Raw genomic sequence first — 15,548 nt, 5'->3', positions numbered from 1 at the left:
TTCAACTTGGTCTACAACTGCCAATTTAAAAGCGAGAGAATAATCTCGTTGAGTTCTTTTACTATCTGATTTCATAACACTCTCCAAATTAAGTTTGAAAAGTGTCAACGCTATTTAGGATGGGTCAACGCATTTAAAAAAGCCCCTTGAAAGGGGCTTTTTTGTAGGTAATAACTCATTAAACGGCGTAGTATTAAAAATACTGACCTTTCGATGGTTTTTTATTCTAATTAGCCCTTGCATAGTAATTAATCACCTTATATAATGCGCGCCCTTTTAAACGGAAACGGGAAGCCGATTGAGCAAATAATCTCTGTATTTGCGAGGCGTTAGACCCAAACAAGAGAGCATGTAAAATGGCTAAAAAAGTAAGCGGTATTATCAAGCTTCAGGTTGCAGCTGGCGCAGCTAACCCAAGTCCACCGGTTGGTCCTGCACTAGGTCAGCACGGTGTTAACATCATGGAATTCTGTAAGGCTTTCAACGCGAAAACTGAAAGTCTTGAGAAAGGCGCTCCAGTTCCAGTAGAAATTACTGTATACGAAGATCGCTCTTTCACATTCGAAACTAAGACTCCTCCTGCGTCTTACCTGCTTAAGAAAGCAGCGGGCATCAAGAGTGGTTCTGGCCGTCCTAACACTGAAAAAGTGGGTAAAGTTACTCGCGCTCAGTTGGAAGAGATTGCTAAAACTAAAGAGCCAGACCTTACTGCAGCTGATCTAGATGCAGCGGTACGCACTATCGCGGGTTCTGCTCGCTCAATGGGCTTGAACGTAGAGGACTAATCGAATGGCTAAATTAACTAAACGCGCTCGCCTAATCCGCGACAAAGTTGACTCTACTAAAGAGTACGAAATCAACGAAGCAGTAGCGCTTCTTAAAGAACTAGCAACTGCTAAGTTCGCAGAAAGCGTTGACGTATCTGTAAACCTTGGTATCGATGCGAAGAAATCTGACCAAAACGTTCGTGGTGCAACTGTACTACCTAACGGTACTGGTAAAGACGTTCGCGTTGCAGTATTCACTCAAGGTGCAAATGCTGAAGCAGCGAAAGAAGCTGGTGCAGACATCGTTGGTATGGACGACTTAGCTGAGCAAGTTAAGAAAGGCGAAATGAACTTTGACGTAGTAGTTGCTAGCCCAGACGCGATGCGTGTTGTTGGTCAACTAGGTCAAATCTTAGGTCCACGTGGCCTTATGCCTAACCCTAAAACTGGCACTGTAACGCCTGACGTTGCAACTGCAGTTAAGAACGCTAAAGCTGGTCAGGTACGCTACCGTAACGATAAGAACGGTATCATCCACGCTAGCATTGGTAAGATTGCGTTCGAAGCGAACCAAATTCAAGAAAACCTTGAAGCGCTACTTGAAGCACTGAAGAAAGCTAAGCCTTCTTCTGCTAAAGGTACATACATCAAGAAGATCAGCCTAAGCACTACAATGGGTGCTGGTGTTGCTCTTGATAAGGCTTCTGTAGGTCTTTAATTTCGCTGAGCTTAGGCTCATCGAAATCTCTTAAAGGTTATGGGTTGGAGCTGTGATAATTAGCAGTGCTAATAAGCAGCTCCCGTCCAAGACCGCAGGTGCGGTGTGGTGAAAGAGGTAAGAGAACTTTCACAGTCAACACACTGCTTAATACAACAACCTGCGCAGACGGTGGTTTGACTCAGACTCTCTGGGGTAACAAACACCGTAGAGCGGTATCAACCATGAGGGTTGGTATCAATCTGTGAACCCTGATGGCGTGAGTAGGTACCTACACACAAAATCAGATACAAAGAGGTGAACTCAGTGGCACTAGGTTTAGCAGCAAAAAAAGAGATCGTAGCAGAAGTTTCTGAAGTTGCGTCTCGCGCTCTATCCGTAGCCGTTGCTGAATACCGTGGGATGGAAGTTGCAGAACTGACTGAACTACGTGTTAAAGCTCGTGAGCAAGGCGTATACCTAAAGGTTGTACGTAACACTCTTGCAAAGCGTGCTCTAGCAGACAGTCAATTTGCAGACTTAGACAGCGCCCTAACTGGCCCGCTTATCTATGGTTTCTCTATCGACGCACCAGGCGGTGCGGCACGTCTTTTCAAAGACTTCGGTAAGACTAACGATAAGCTTAAAGTTACAGCACTATCTATTGGTAGCGGTCTTCTTGGTCCAGAGAAATTGGACGCAGTTGCAGCACTACCTACCCGCGACGAAGCGCTTGCGAAACTACTTGCAACCTTCAAAGCACCAGTTGGGAAATTCGTTCAAACAATCAACGAAGTTCCTGGCAAGTTTGTGCGCGTATTGGCGGCGGTCAAAGACACCAAGTAATTGGCGTTTTTGGCATATTGATTTTTTTAACATTTTATACCCAGGAGTTTAGAGAACATGGCTCTAACTAAAGAAGATATCTTAAACGCAATCGCTGAAATGCCGGTAATGGAACTGGTAGAACTAATTGAAGCGGCTGAAGAGAAATTCAACGTATCTGCTGCAGCTGCTGTTGCTGTTGCTGGTCCAGCTGCTGGCGGCGACGCTGCTGCTGCAGAAGAAAAGACTGAATTCGACGTTGTAATGACTTCATTCGGTGGCAACAAAGTTGCAGTTATCAAAGCAGTTCGCGGCGCGACTGGCCTAGGTCTTAAAGAAGCTAAAGAAGTAGTTGAGTCTGCTCCTAAAGCTATCAAAGAAGGCGTAAGCAAAGATGAAGCTGAAGCACTTAAGAAAGAGCTTGAAGAAGCTGGTGCAGAAGTAGAAATCAAGTAATCTGACCTAGTCAGATTATTGCCTGAGACGGCAAGGCTGGTGGTTTTTTGAACCACCAGCCTTTTTGCGCTGTATAGTGTGTAGAAACTAACCCTTGGTTACACTACTTAAAGCGCCATTCGGAAATACCCATAAAAAGCATAAAAATCCAACAAGTTAACTAATAATTGGTTAAATTTTGTTGTATGCTGGTGTATCTGCCCGAAAAAGGGTTGTGGAAGTTTGTTGCTTAGTGCGCCATTTGAAACGCAGCTTTTAGCCCATAGCACGCGTTTTAAAGCATTTTGCAGCAGGTTGGGTCATAAATCAGCAGGCTGAGGAACCCATGGTTTACTCTTATAGCGAAAAGAAACGTATCCGTAAGGATTTTGGCAAACGCCCACAGGTACTGGAAATTCCATACCTTCTTTCAATTCAGCTTGATTCTTTCAAAAAGTTTATTGAGACCGATCCGGAAGCTCAATACGGTTTGGAAGCAGCATTTCGTTCCGTTTTTCCAATTAAAAGCTACTCAGGTAGTTCAGAGCTTCAATATGTAAGCTACCGCCTGGGAGAGCCAGTTTTCGACGTTAAAGAATGTCAAATTCGTGGCGTAACTTTCTCTGCTCCGTTAAGAGTAAAACTACGGTTAGTGTTGTTCGATAAAGACGCTGCCCCAGGTACCGTAAAAGATATTAAAGAACAAGAAGTGTACATGGGCGAGATCCCATTGATGACTGAGAACGGTACGTTCGTTATCAATGGTACTGAGCGTGTTATCGTGTCACAGCTACACCGTTCACCTGGTGTATTCTTTGATCACGACAAAGGTAAAACCCACTCGTCAGGTAAAGTGCTTTATAACGCACGTGTAATTCCTTACCGTGGTTCGTGGTTAGACTTCGAGTTTGACCCGAAAGATAACCTGTTTGTACGTATTGACCGTCGTCGTAAATTGCCTGCAACTATTATCTTGCGCGCACTTGAAATGACGTCTGAAGAAATCCTTGATACTTTCTTCGACAAAGTTGGCATACGTATCAACAAAGACAAGTTGATGATGGAAGTGGTTCCAGATCGCCTTCGTGGTGAAACTGCTGCATTTGACATCATTGACGGTGAAGGCAACGTTGTTGTTGAAACTGGTCGTCGTATCTCAGCACGTCATACTCGTGCACTAGAGAAAGCAGGTCTTACTGAGCTAGAAGTTCCAGCTGATTATCTAATTGGCCGCGTATACGCTGCTACTTACGTAAACGAAGACACTGGCGAAGTTATTGTAAGCGCGAACGAAGAACTTACCCTTGAGAACCTAGCGGCGCTAAGCCAAGCGGGTATCAAAGAGTTCGAAACGCTTTACATCAACGAACTTGACCACGGTTCATATATTTCAGATACACTTCGTATCGACTCTTCAACTAACCGCTTAGAAGCACTAGTTGAAATTTACCGTATGATGCGCCCTGGTGAGCCACCAACAAAAGACGCTGCAGAAACCTTGTTCGATAACTTGTTCTTCTCTGACGAACGTTACGACCTATCTTCTGTTGGCCGCATGAAGTTCAACCGCCGTCTAGGCCGTGAAGAGCTTATTGGTTCAGGCACGTTAGATAAAGAAGACATTATTTCTGTAATGAAGCAGCTAATAATGATTCGTGACGGTAAAGACGAAGTAGATGATATCGATCACCTAGGTAACCGTCGTATCCGTTCTGTTGGTGAAATGGCAGAGAACCAATTCCGCGTTGGTCTTGTACGTGTAGAACGTGCAGTTAAAGAGCGTCTAAGCTTAGGCGACCTAGACAACGTAATGCCACAGGACCTAATTAACGCTAAGCCTATCTCGGCTGCGGTTAAAGAGTTCTTCGGTTCATCTCAGCTTTCTCAGTTCATGGACCAAAACAACCCGCTATCAGAAGTAACGCACAAGCGTCGTATTTCTGCATTAGGCCCGGGTGGTCTTACACGTGAACGTGCAGGCTTCGAGGTTCGAGACGTACACCCAACTCACTATGGTCGTCTATGTCCAATCGAAACGCCGGAAGGCCCGAACATCGGTCTAATTAACTCATTGGCAAGCTTTGCGCGCACCAATGACTTCGGTTTCCTTGAAACACCTTTCCGTCGCATTGTTGACGGTGTGGTAACAGACGAAATCGATTACTTATCTGCAATTGAAGAAGGTCAATTCGCAATCGCTCAGGCTAACATTGCGCTGACTGAGAATGGCGAGTTGGTAGACGACCTAATTCCATGTCGTCACCGCGGTGAAACTACTTTGATGCCAACTGAAGACATCAAATACATGGACGTTTCACCACAGCAAATCGTTTCAATTGCTGCGAGCATTATTCCATTCCTAGAGCACGATGATGCAAACCGTGCACTTATGGGTGCGAACATGCAACGTCAGGCAGTACCTACATTGCGCGCTGATAAGCCGCTAGTTGGTACCGGTATGGAAAGAACTATCGCGGTTGACTCAGGTGTTACTGTAGTTGCTAAGCGCGGTGGTGTGGTTGATTATGTTGATGCCAGCCGTATCGTAATTAAAGTAGACGAAGATGAAATGCTTCCAGGTGAAGCGGGTATCGATATCTACAACCTGACTAAATACACGCGTTCTAACCAGAACACTTGTATCAATCAGAAGCCTACCTGTAGTGTTGGCGACCCGATTGTTACTGGTGACGTGCTAGCTGACGGTCCTTCAACAGACTTAGGTGACCTGGCACTTGGTCAGAACATGCGTATCGCGTTCATGCCGTGGAATGGTTACAACTTCGAGGATTCAATCCTTATTTCTGAGCGTGTAGCACAGGAAGACCGATTCACTACAATCCACATTCAAGAGCTTAGCTGTATCGCTCGTGATACTAAGCTTGGGCCAGAAGAAATTTCTTCTGATATCCCGAACGTGGGTGAATCTGCACTAAGCAAGCTTGATGAATCAGGTGTTGTTTACATTGGTGCGGAAGTGAAAGGCGGTGACATCCTAGTAGGTAAAGTAACGCCTAAAGGTGAAACTCAGCTTACGCCAGAAGAGAAACTACTACGTGCAATCTTCGGTGAAAAAGCGTCTGACGTTAAAGATACGTCTCTACGTGTACCTAACTCTGTTCACGGTACTGTAATTGACGTTCAAGTATTTACCCGTGACGGTGTAGAGAAAGACAAGCGCGCGCTAGAAATCGAAGACATGCAGCTACGTCAGGTTAAGAAAGACCTTACTGATGAGTTCGAAATTCTAGCTGACGGTATCTTTGCCCGTGCGCAAACTGCACTTCTACGTGCTGGTGTTGACCAAGCTAAGCTTGACAGCCTACCGCGTGAAAAGTGGTTTGAAATTGCACTTAACAGCGAAGATGCACAGCTAGAGCTAGACCAAATCGCAGATCAGCACGCTGAAATTAAAGCGGACTTCGATAAGAAGTTTGAAACTAAGCGTCGTAAGATCACACAAGGCGATGACCTAGCGCCTGGCGTACTTAAGATTGTTAAGGTTTACCTTGCGGTTAAGCGTCACATCCAACCGGGTGACAAAATGGCCGGACGTCACGGTAACAAAGGTGTTATCTCGACTATCCAGCCTGTAGAAGACATGCCATACGATGCTAACGGTACGCCGGTAGATATCGTTCTTAACCCACTAGGTGTACCGTCTCGTATGAACATCGGTCAGATCCTAGAAACTCACTTGGGTATGGCTGCACACGGTCTTGGTGTGAAGATTGATCGCATGATTAAAGAGCAGCGCGAGCTGGCTGAACTACGTGACTTCTTGAAGAAGGTGTACGAGCTTGGTGAGAATCACCAGGAAGTTGACATCGATAGCTTCACAGACCACGAAGTTCGTCGTCTAGCGGAAAACCTTCGTAAGGGTGTTCCAGTAGCAACACCTGTGTTCGACGGTGCTCGTGAATCTGAAATCAAAGAAATGCTGAAGCTTGCTGATATTCCAGAAAGCGGTCAGATTTCATTGTTCGACGGTCGTACCGGTCGCGAGTTTGAGCGTCCAGTAACGGTTGGTTACATGTACATGCTGAAACTGAACCACTTAGTAGACGACAAGATGCACGCGCGTTCTACTGGTTCTTACAGCCTTGTTACACAGCAGCCTCTTGGTGGTAAAGCACAGTTTGGTGGTCAGCGCTTCGGTGAGATGGAAGTGTGGGCACTTGAAGCATACGGTGCAGCATATACCCTTCAGGAAATGCTTACTGTTAAGTCAGATGACGTTAACGGCCGTACCAAGATGTACAAGAACATCGTCGATGGCGACCACAGAATGGAACCTGGCATGCCAGAATCATTCAACGTACTACTTAAAGAAATTCGCTCGTTGGGTATCAACATCGAGCTTGAAGAAAAGTAATACGGCAATCGCCGCGTAATGTTATGAGATGGCCCGGCGCTTGCGCCGGGTTCTAGAGACTGACTCCGCTGGGAGAGTAATGTGAAAGACTTATTAAAGTTTCTAAAGCAACAAAACAAGACTGAAGAATTCGATAATATTCGAATCGGTCTGTCTTCACCTGACATGATTCGTTCATGGTCATTCGGTGAAGTTAAAAAGCCTGAAACAATTAACTACCGTACGTTCAAGCCTGAGCGTGACGGTCTGTTCTGTGCGCGTATCTTTGGTCCGGTTAAAGACTACGAATGTCTTTGCGGTAAGTACAAGCGCCTTAAGCACCGCGGTGTTATCTGTGAGAAGTGTGGCGTTGAAGTTACACTGACTAAAGTACGTCGTGAGCGTATGGGTCACATCGAGCTAGCTAGCCCGGTTGCGCACATCTGGTTCCTTAAATCACTTCCGTCTCGTATCGGCCTTATGCTTGATATGACACTTCGTGATATTGAACGTGTACTTTACTTTGAATCATACGTGGTTACAGAACCAGGTATGACTACACTTGAGCGTAGCCAACTTCTTAACGAAGAAGAGTACTTGGATGCACTTGAAGAGCACGGTGACGAGTTTGAAGCGAAGATGGGTGCTGAGGCAGTATTCGATCTTCTAACAGTACTTGACGTAGACGCAGATGTTGCGGCTATGCGTGAAGAGCTGCCTTCAATTAACTCTGAAACCAAACGTAAGAAGATTACTAAGCGTCTGAAATTGCTTGAGTCATTCCAACAATCTGGCAACAAGCCAGAGTGGATGATCATGACGGTTCTTCCGGTACTTCCGCCAGATTTACGTCCTCTAGTACCACTAGATGGCGGCCGTTTTGCAACGTCTGACCTTAACGACCTATACCGTCGTGTAATCAACCGTAACAACCGTCTTAAGCGTCTTCTAGACCTAGCTGCTCCAGACATTATCGTACGCAACGAAAAGCGTATGCTTCAAGAGTCTGTAGATGCGCTTCTAGATAATGGACGTCGTGGTCGTGCGATTACCGGTTCTAACAAGCGTCCACTTAAGTCGCTTGCAGACATGATCAAAGGTAAGCAAGGTCGTTTCCGTCAAAACCTTCTTGGTAAGCGTGTTGACTACTCTGGCCGTTCTGTAATTACCGTTGGTCCAACGCTACGTCTTCACCAGTGTGGTCTTCCTAAGAAGATGGCACTAGAGCTATTCAAGCCGTTTATCTACGGTAAGCTTGAAGGTCGTGGTCTTGCGACAACAATCAAAGCTGCTAAGAAGCTAGTAGAGCGCGAAGCACCAGAGGTTTGGGACGTACTAGATGACGTTATCCGCGAACACCCGGTACTACTTAACCGTGCACCTACACTTCACCGTTTGGGTATCCAAGCATTCGAACCAACATTAATCGAAGGTAAAGCGATTCAGCTTCACCCGCTAGTGTGTGCGGCGTACAACGCCGACTTCGATGGTGACCAAATGGCGGTACACGTACCGTTGACAATCGAAGCACAGCTAGAAGCACGTGCACTTATGATGTCAACGAACAACATCCTGTCACCAGCGAACGGTGAGCCAATTATCGTACCTTCACAGGACGTTGTATTAGGTCTTTATTACCTAACGCGTGACAAAGTAAACGGCTTAGGCGAAGGCATGGTGTTTACCAGCCCGAATGAAGCAGAAAAAGCGTACCGTACAGGTAATGCTGAGCTTCACTCTCGCGTTAAAGTACGTATTACTGAATATGACATCGATGAAGATGGCAACAAAACTGAGAAAGTAACCCTAACTGACACTACTGTTGGTCGTGCGATTTTCTCATTGATCCTTCCAAAGGGTCTGCCATTTGAAATCATCAACCAAGCGATGGGCAAGAAGCAAATTTCAAAACTATTGAATGCTTGTTACCGTACGCTAGGTCTGAAAGACACAGTAATTGCTGCTGACCAAATCATGTATACCGGTTTCCACTACGCGATGATCGCGGGTGCGTCTGTTGGTATCGACGATATGGTTATCCCTGCTGCTAAGAAAGAAATTATCGACGCGGCGGAAGCAGAAGTTATCGAAATTCAGGAACAGTTCCAAAACGGTCTTGTTACCGCGGGTGAGCGTTACAACAAAGTTATCGATATCTGGTCAAATGCCAACGAAAAAGTTGCTAAGGCCATGATGGATAACCTTAAGACTGACATCGTAATTAACCGCGATGGCGAAGAAGAAGAGCAATCATCATTTAACTCAGTTTACATGATGGCCGACTCGGGTGCTCGTGGTAGTGCCGCTCAGATTCGTCAGCTTGCAGGTATGCGTGGTCTGATGGCTAAGCCAGATGGCTCAATCATCGAAACCCCAATTACGGCGAACTTCCGTGAAGGTCTGAACGTACTACAGTACTTCATCTCAACTCACGGTGCTCGTAAAGGTCTAGCGGATACCGCACTTAAGACAGCTAACTCGGGTTACCTAACACGTCGTCTAGTAGACGTTGCACAAGACTTGGTAATCACTAACGACGACTGTGGCACATTCGAAGGTGTTCAAATGACACCACTAATCGAAGGTGGTGACGTTGTTGAGCCGCTACGCGAGCGTGTACTAGGTCGTGTGGTAGCAGAAGACGTACTTAAGCCAGGTACTGACGAAGTACTAGTTGAGCGTAATGTTCTTCTAGACGAAGCGTTAGTAGATATGCTTGAAGCCAACTCAGTTGACCAAATAATGGTTCGCTCGGTAATCACTTGTGACAACGACTTCGGTGTTTGTGCTAAGTGTTACGGTCGTGACCTTGCACGTGGTCATATGGTGGGTAGCGGTGAATCGGTTGGTGTTATTGCAGCACAGTCAATCGGTGAACCAGGTACACAGCTTACCATGCGTACGTTCCACATCGGTGGTGCGGCATCAAGAGCATCTGCTGAGAACAGCGTACAAGTTAAAACAGCGGGTAGCCTTAAGCTACACAACGCGAAATTCGTACGTAACTCTGAAGGTAAAGTGGTTATTGTTTCTCGTTCAACAGAGCTTACTGTTATCGACGAGCAAGGCCGTGAGAAAGAGCGCTATAAAGTACCTTACGGTGCTGTACTTAGCGTGGATGACGGTGCATCAATTGCAGCTGGCGACGTTGTTGCTAACTGGGATCCGCATAGTCACCCAATCATCACTGAACGTGCAGCTAAGATTAGCTTCGCAGACATTGATGACTCTAACACCGAAATGCAGCAAGACGAGCTTACTGGTCTAACACGTATCGTTGTTAAAGACCTTGCGAAAGTTAATGCGAAAGAGCCTAAGCTTATCCTTGAGAGCGATGAGTTCGGTCTTCAGGAAATTCGTCTTCCAAGCTTTACCACAATTGAAGCGTCAGAAGGCAAAGTGGCTAACGAAGGTGACGTGCTAGCACGTATTCCTCAAGAAAGCTCGAAGACTCGTGATATCACCGGTGGTCTACCGCGCGTTGCGGACCTATTTGAAGCACGTAAGCCTAAAGAGCCTGCAATCCTTGCAGAAATCTCAGGTACTATCGGCTTCGGTAAAGAGACCAAAGGTAAGAAGCGTCTTGTAATCACGCCTGCTGAAGGTGATGCATACGAAGAGATGATTCCTAAGTGGCGTCAGCTTAACGTGTTCGAAGGTGAGAAAGTGGAAAAAGGCGAAGTTATCGCCGATGGTCCAGAGTCTCCACACGATATCCTACGTCTACGTGGTATCTCAGCAGTAGCAAACTACATCGTGAACGAAGTTCAGGAAGTATACCGTCTACAGGGTGTTAAGATTAACGATAAGCACATCGAAGTAGTTATCCGTCAGATGCTACGTAAGTGCATTATCACTAATCCAGGCGATACGCAGTTCCTTGAAGGCGAACAGGTTGAAGTATCGAACGTTAAAGTGGCGAACCGTGAAATTGAAAAACACGGTAAGATCCCTGCGCAGTACGAAACACAGCTGCTTGGTATCACTAAAGCGTCACTGTCTACTGAGTCGTTTATCTCAGCGGCATCGTTCCAAGAAACAACACGTGTTCTAACTGAAGCTGCAGTTCAAGGTAAAGAAGATGACCTACGCGGTCTGAAAGAAAACGTAATCGTTGGTCGTCTAATTCCAGCGGGTACCGGTTTCGCTTACCACGAACGCCGTGCACAGCGTCGCAAAGAGCAAATCGAAGAAATGTCAGTTTCTGCTGCTGAAGCAGAACAGGCACTAACCGAAGCGCTTAATGCAGGTGCAGACGAAGATACTGCCGAATAAGGCAAGATCATAGGAGTACGTTAACGTACTCCTAACAATTCGGCAGTCAAGTTGTACAGATTGCAGATAAATTATCTGCTTAAGCTTTGTACACCTTGACAGTCAGAGCGATGATCTTTAATATTCCGCGACCCGATTTTGGATAGCCATCAAATGGCTCGATAAACGGTCGCGGTTTTTCGTATCAGCGCTCAGTGAATATTGACGAGCACAATGTTCACAAACAAGCGCGATTAATAGATTAATCGCATTAATATGGACCCAGTCGCAGTGATTGGGTTTTCGTAGTTTTTAATCAGGAGCTAGTTAATGGCAACAGTTAACCAGTTAGTGCGCAAGCCGCGTAGAAAGCCCGTTGAAAAAAGCAACGTAGCTGCTCTACAAGCTTGTCCACAAAGACGTGGTGTATGTACTCGTGTATATACTACTACGCCTAAGAAACCAAACTCTGCACTACGTAAAGTATGTCGTGTACGTCTAACTAACGGTTTTGAAGTTTCTTCATACATCGGTGGTGAAGGTCACAACCTACAAGAGCACAGTGTAGTACTTATCCGTGGTGGTCGTGTTAAAGATCTACCAGGTGTTCGTTATCACACAGTTCGCGGTACTCTTGACTGCGCAGGTGTAAACGATCGTAGACAAGCCCGTTCTAAGTACGGCGCGAAGAAGCCTAAGTCTTAACGGTTCTCCGTTAGTAAGGCCAAACTGAAGTTTAAGAGTTTTGGGTTTTCCCTGAATTCATACGGAGAATAGAAAATGCCAAGAAGAAGAGTCGTAGGTCAACGTAAAATCCTACCAGAGCCAAAATTTGGTTCACAACTGCTTGCGAAATTCATGAATGTCGTAATGCTCGACGGCAAAAAGTCAGTCGCTGAAAGAATCGTTTACGGTGCGCTTGATATTGTTGCTGAAAAAACCGGCAAAGCACACCTAGATATCTTCGAGGAAGCGCTTGATAACATCCGCCCAACAGTAGAGGTTAAGTCTCGTCGTGTTGGTGGTTCAACTTATCAGGTTCCAGTTGAAGTACGTCCAGTTCGTCGTAACGCGCTAGGTATGCGTTGGATGGTAGAAGCTGCACGTAAACGTGGCGAAAAGTCTATGGCACAACGCCTAGCGGCTGAAATGCTAGACGCAGCAGATAATAAAGGTTCAGCGGTTAAGAAACGTGAAGACGTTCACCGTATGGCCGAAGCAAACAAAGCGTTTGCTCACTACCGTTGGTAATCAACGTTATTTAACTGAGAGAGATTTATGCCTCGTAAGACCTCGATTGAGCGTTATCGCAATATTGGTATTGTGGCTCACGTGGACGCGGGTAAAACCACGACCACAGAGCGAGTCCTGTTTTATACAGGGCTGTCTCACAAAATCGGTGAAGTGCACGATGGTGCTGCTACCATGGACTGGATGGAGCAAGAGCAGGAGCGTGGTATCACTATCACGTCTGCTGCAACGACTTGTTTCTGGTCTGGTATGGAGCAACAGTTCGATCAGCACAGAATTAACATCATCGACACCCCTGGACACGTAGACTTTACTATTGAAGTAGAGCGATCATTACGTGTACTAGACGGTGCAGTAGTTGTTTTCTGTGGGTCTTCTGGGGTAGAACCTCAATCAGAGACAGTCTGGCGACAGGCTGACAAATATGAAGTGCCACGCCTAGTGTTCGTTAATAAAATGGACCGGGCTGGCGCTGATTTTGAGCGCGTTGTGGGGCAAATCCGCAAGCGTTTAGGCGCAAACTGTGTTCCGATTCAAATCAACATGGGCGCTGAAGAGAATTTCCATGGCGTCATCGACCTTGTGAAGATGAAAGCCATCAACTGGAATGAAGACGACATGGGTATGACATTTACCTATGAAGACATTCCGGCTGAATATCTTGATACCGCTGAGCAGTATCGTACCGAGATGATCGAAGCGGCTGCAGAAGCGTCTGATGAGCTGATGGATAAGTATTTAGAAGGCGAAGAGCTGACTGAAGAAGAAATCCGTTTAGGCCTTCGTACGCGTACACTGAACAACGAAATTGTTCTTGCCACTTGTGGCAGTGCCTTCAAAAACAAAGGTGTTCAGGCAGTACTAGACTCTGTAATTCATTATTTACCGTCTCCAACTGAAGTTAAAGCCATTACAGGTGTGCTTGACGATAAAGACGAGACTGAAGCAGAGCGTCATTCGAGCGACGATGAGCCGTTCTCAGCACTAGCATTTAAAATAGCAACTGACCCATTTGTGGGCACGTTGACCTTTTTCCGCTGTTACTCAGGTGTAGTTAATACAGGCGATACTGTATATAACCCAGTAAAAGGTAAACGTGAGCGATTCGGGCGTATCGTGCAAATGCACGCAAAAGACCGCGAAGAGCTTAAAGAAGTACGCGCAGGTGACATTGCCGCCGCTATCGGCCTTAAAGATGTTACCACTGGTGATACGCTTTGCGATCCTAATAACGTTATTACGTTAGAGCGTATGGAGTTCCCAGACCCTGTTATTTCAATAGCAGTAGAGCCTAAATCTCAGGCTGACCAAGAAAAAATGGCTATTGCTTTAGGCAAACTTGCGGCAGAAGATCCATCGTTTAAAGTTAAAACTGATGATGAGACGGGTCAGACAATTATCTCGGGTATGGGTGAACTTCACCTTGATATCATTGTCGACCGCATGAAGCGCGAATTTAAAGTTGAATGTAACGTAGGTAACCCACAGGTTGCTTATCGCGAAACCCTTCGTAAATCTGTTGAAGTGGAAGGGAAGTTCGTTCGTCAGTCAGGCGGCCGAGGCCAATTTGGTCATGTATGGTTACGCATTGAGCCTCAGGAAGAAGGTTCAGGCTACGAATTTGTGAACGAAATCGTCGGTGGTGTTGTACCAAAAGAGTTCATTCCAGCGGTCGATAAAGGAATTCAGGAGCAGATGCGAAGTGGTGTTCTTGCAGGGTTTCCGGTACTAGATGTAAAGGTTACTTTGTTTGATGGTTCTTACCACGATGTTGACTCTTCTGAAATGGCGTTTAAGATCGCCGGCTCTATGGGTTTCAAAAAAGGCGCCGCAGAAGCAAATCCGGTGTTGCTTGAACCCACAATGAAAGTTGAAGTGACTACTCCAGAAGACTGGATGGGTGATGTAGTTGGTGACATTAATCGTCGCCGCGGCATGATCGAAGGTATGGAAGATGGCGTAGCAGGTGTTAAAATAATACGTGCAAAAGTGCCGCTTTCAGAAATGTTTGGCTACGCAACTGATTTGCGTTCACAAACACAAGGTCGTGCTTCATACTCAATGGAGTTCTTCAATTATTCTGAGGCGCCTAACAATGTGGCGCAGGCTATTATTGAATCTAGAATTTAATCTAAATGAAGGTTCGGTCCGGTCTATTGGTGGGTCGGACTTTTAACTTAGGAAACGAGAAAAATGGCAAAAGAAAAGTTTGAACGTACGAAACCCCACGTAAACGTGGGTACAATCGGCCACGTTGACCACGGTAAAACTACCCTAACTGCAGCTATCACTACAGTTCTTTCTAAAACTTACGGCGGTTCTGCTCAGGCTTTCGATCAAATCGATAACGCGCCTGAAGAGAAAGCTCGTGGTATCACCATTTCTACTTCACACGTAGAATATGACACTCCTACTCGTCACTACGCACACGTAGACTGCCCAGGACACGCTGATTACGTTAAAAACATGATCACTGGTGCTGCTCAGATGGACGGTGGTATCCTAGTAGTAGCTGCGACTGACGGCCCTATGCCTCAGACTCGTGAGCACATCCTACTTGGTCGTCAGGTTGGTATCCCTTACATCATCGTATTCATGAACAAGTGTGACATGGTTGATGATGAAGAGCTTCTAGAGCTAGTAGAAATGGAAGTTCGTGAACTTCTTAACGAATACGAATTCCCAGGTGATGACCTACCAGTTATCCAAGGTTCAGCTCTTAAGGCGCTTGAAGGCGACGCAGAGTGGGAAAAGAAAATCATCGAGCTTGGTGAAGCGCTTGATTCATACATCCCAGAGCCAGAGCGTGCAATCGACAAGCCGTTCATCCTTCCAATCGAAGACGTATTCTCAATCTCAGGCCGTGGTACTGTTGTAACAGGTCGTGTTGAGCAAGGTATCATCAAGGTTGGTGAAGAAGTAGAAATCGTAGGTATCAAAGACACTACTAAGACTACTTGTACTG

General features: G+C 46.0%; 10 protein-coding genes. All 10 read left to right on the top strand.

Translation table 11 applies throughout. From position 1 onward, the window contains the following. The first annotated feature begins 356 nt into the window (after positions 1-356). The gene (gene rplK, locus IW644_RS19605) at positions 357-785 is read left to right on the top strand and encodes a 50S ribosomal protein L11 (protein WP_014951043.1); all 429 of its coding nucleotides are present in this window, start codon (positions 357-359) and stop codon (positions 783-785) included. Positions 786-789: 4 nt separating this feature from the next. Then, a complete protein-coding gene (rplA, locus tag IW644_RS19600) occupies positions 790-1,485 on the top strand; it encodes a 50S ribosomal protein L1 (RefSeq protein WP_014951042.1) in 696 nt (231 codons plus the stop codon). Between the two features lie 306 nt (positions 1,486-1,791). Continuing rightward, positions 1,792-2,310: a 50S ribosomal protein L10 gene (gene rplJ, locus IW644_RS19595; RefSeq protein ID WP_118491686.1), complete on the top strand. Its 519-nt coding sequence runs from the start codon at positions 1,792-1,794 to the stop codon at positions 2,308-2,310. A 57-nt stretch (positions 2,311-2,367) separates the two neighbouring features. Continuing rightward, positions 2,368-2,745, top strand: coding sequence for a 50S ribosomal protein L7/L12 (gene rplL, locus IW644_RS19590; protein WP_015068303.1), 378 nt, complete (start codon positions 2,368-2,370; stop codon positions 2,743-2,745). 325 nt (positions 2,746-3,070) lie between these two features. Then, a complete protein-coding gene (gene rpoB, locus IW644_RS19585) occupies positions 3,071-7,099 on the top strand; it encodes a DNA-directed RNA polymerase subunit beta (protein WP_269919012.1) in 4,029 nt (1,342 codons plus the stop codon). A gap of 81 nt (positions 7,100-7,180) precedes the next feature. Further along, positions 7,181-11,353, top strand: coding sequence for a DNA-directed RNA polymerase subunit beta' (gene rpoC / locus IW644_RS19580; RefSeq protein WP_269919011.1), 4,173 nt, complete (start codon positions 7,181-7,183; stop codon positions 11,351-11,353). Between the two features lie 309 nt (positions 11,354-11,662). Further along, positions 11,663-12,037: a 30S ribosomal protein S12 gene (rpsL, locus tag IW644_RS19575; protein ID WP_025257518.1), complete on the top strand. Its 375-nt coding sequence runs from the start codon at positions 11,663-11,665 to the stop codon at positions 12,035-12,037. Positions 12,038-12,112: 75 nt separating this feature from the next. Next, a complete protein-coding gene (gene rpsG, locus IW644_RS19570) occupies positions 12,113-12,583 on the top strand; it encodes a 30S ribosomal protein S7 (RefSeq protein ID WP_014980519.1) in 471 nt (156 codons plus the stop codon). A 27-nt stretch (positions 12,584-12,610) separates the two neighbouring features. Beyond that, on the top strand, positions 12,611-14,713 hold the full coding sequence (fusA, locus tag IW644_RS19565) for an elongation factor G (protein ID WP_269919010.1): 2,103 nt from the start codon (positions 12,611-12,613) through the stop codon (positions 14,711-14,713). Positions 14,714-14,776: 63 nt separating this feature from the next. Next, the coding region (locus IW644_RS19560) for an elongation factor Tu (protein WP_269919009.1) at positions 14,777-15,548 on the top strand (772 nt) is incomplete at its 3' end.

Source organism: Alteromonas sp. PRIM-21, assembly GCF_027563165.1.
GTDB classification, from domain to species: Bacteria; Pseudomonadota; Gammaproteobacteria; order Enterobacterales; family Alteromonadaceae; genus Alteromonas; species Alteromonas macleodii_A.
This window is presented reverse-complemented; position numbering and strand designations above follow the sequence as displayed.

Bases quoted from the DNA above. Each gene is read 5' to 3' on its own strand.
- rpsL (WP_025257518.1), top strand. From the start codon at position 11,663: ATGGCAACAGTTAACCAGTTAGTGCGCAAGCCGCGTAGAAAGCCCGTT.
- rplK (WP_014951043.1), top strand. From the start codon at position 357: ATGGCTAAAAAAGTAAGCGGTATTATCAAGCTTCAGGTTGCAGCTGGC.
- rplL (WP_015068303.1), top strand. From the start codon at position 2,368: ATGGCTCTAACTAAAGAAGATATCTTAAACGCAATCGCTGAAATGCCG.
- rpsG (WP_014980519.1), top strand. From the start codon at position 12,113: ATGCCAAGAAGAAGAGTCGTAGGTCAACGTAAAATCCTACCAGAGCCA.
- rpoB (WP_269919012.1), top strand. From the start codon at position 3,071: ATGGTTTACTCTTATAGCGAAAAGAAACGTATCCGTAAGGATTTTGGC.
- rplA (WP_014951042.1), top strand. From the start codon at position 790: ATGGCTAAATTAACTAAACGCGCTCGCCTAATCCGCGACAAAGTTGAC.
- fusA (WP_269919010.1), top strand. From the start codon at position 12,611: ATGCCTCGTAAGACCTCGATTGAGCGTTATCGCAATATTGGTATTGTG.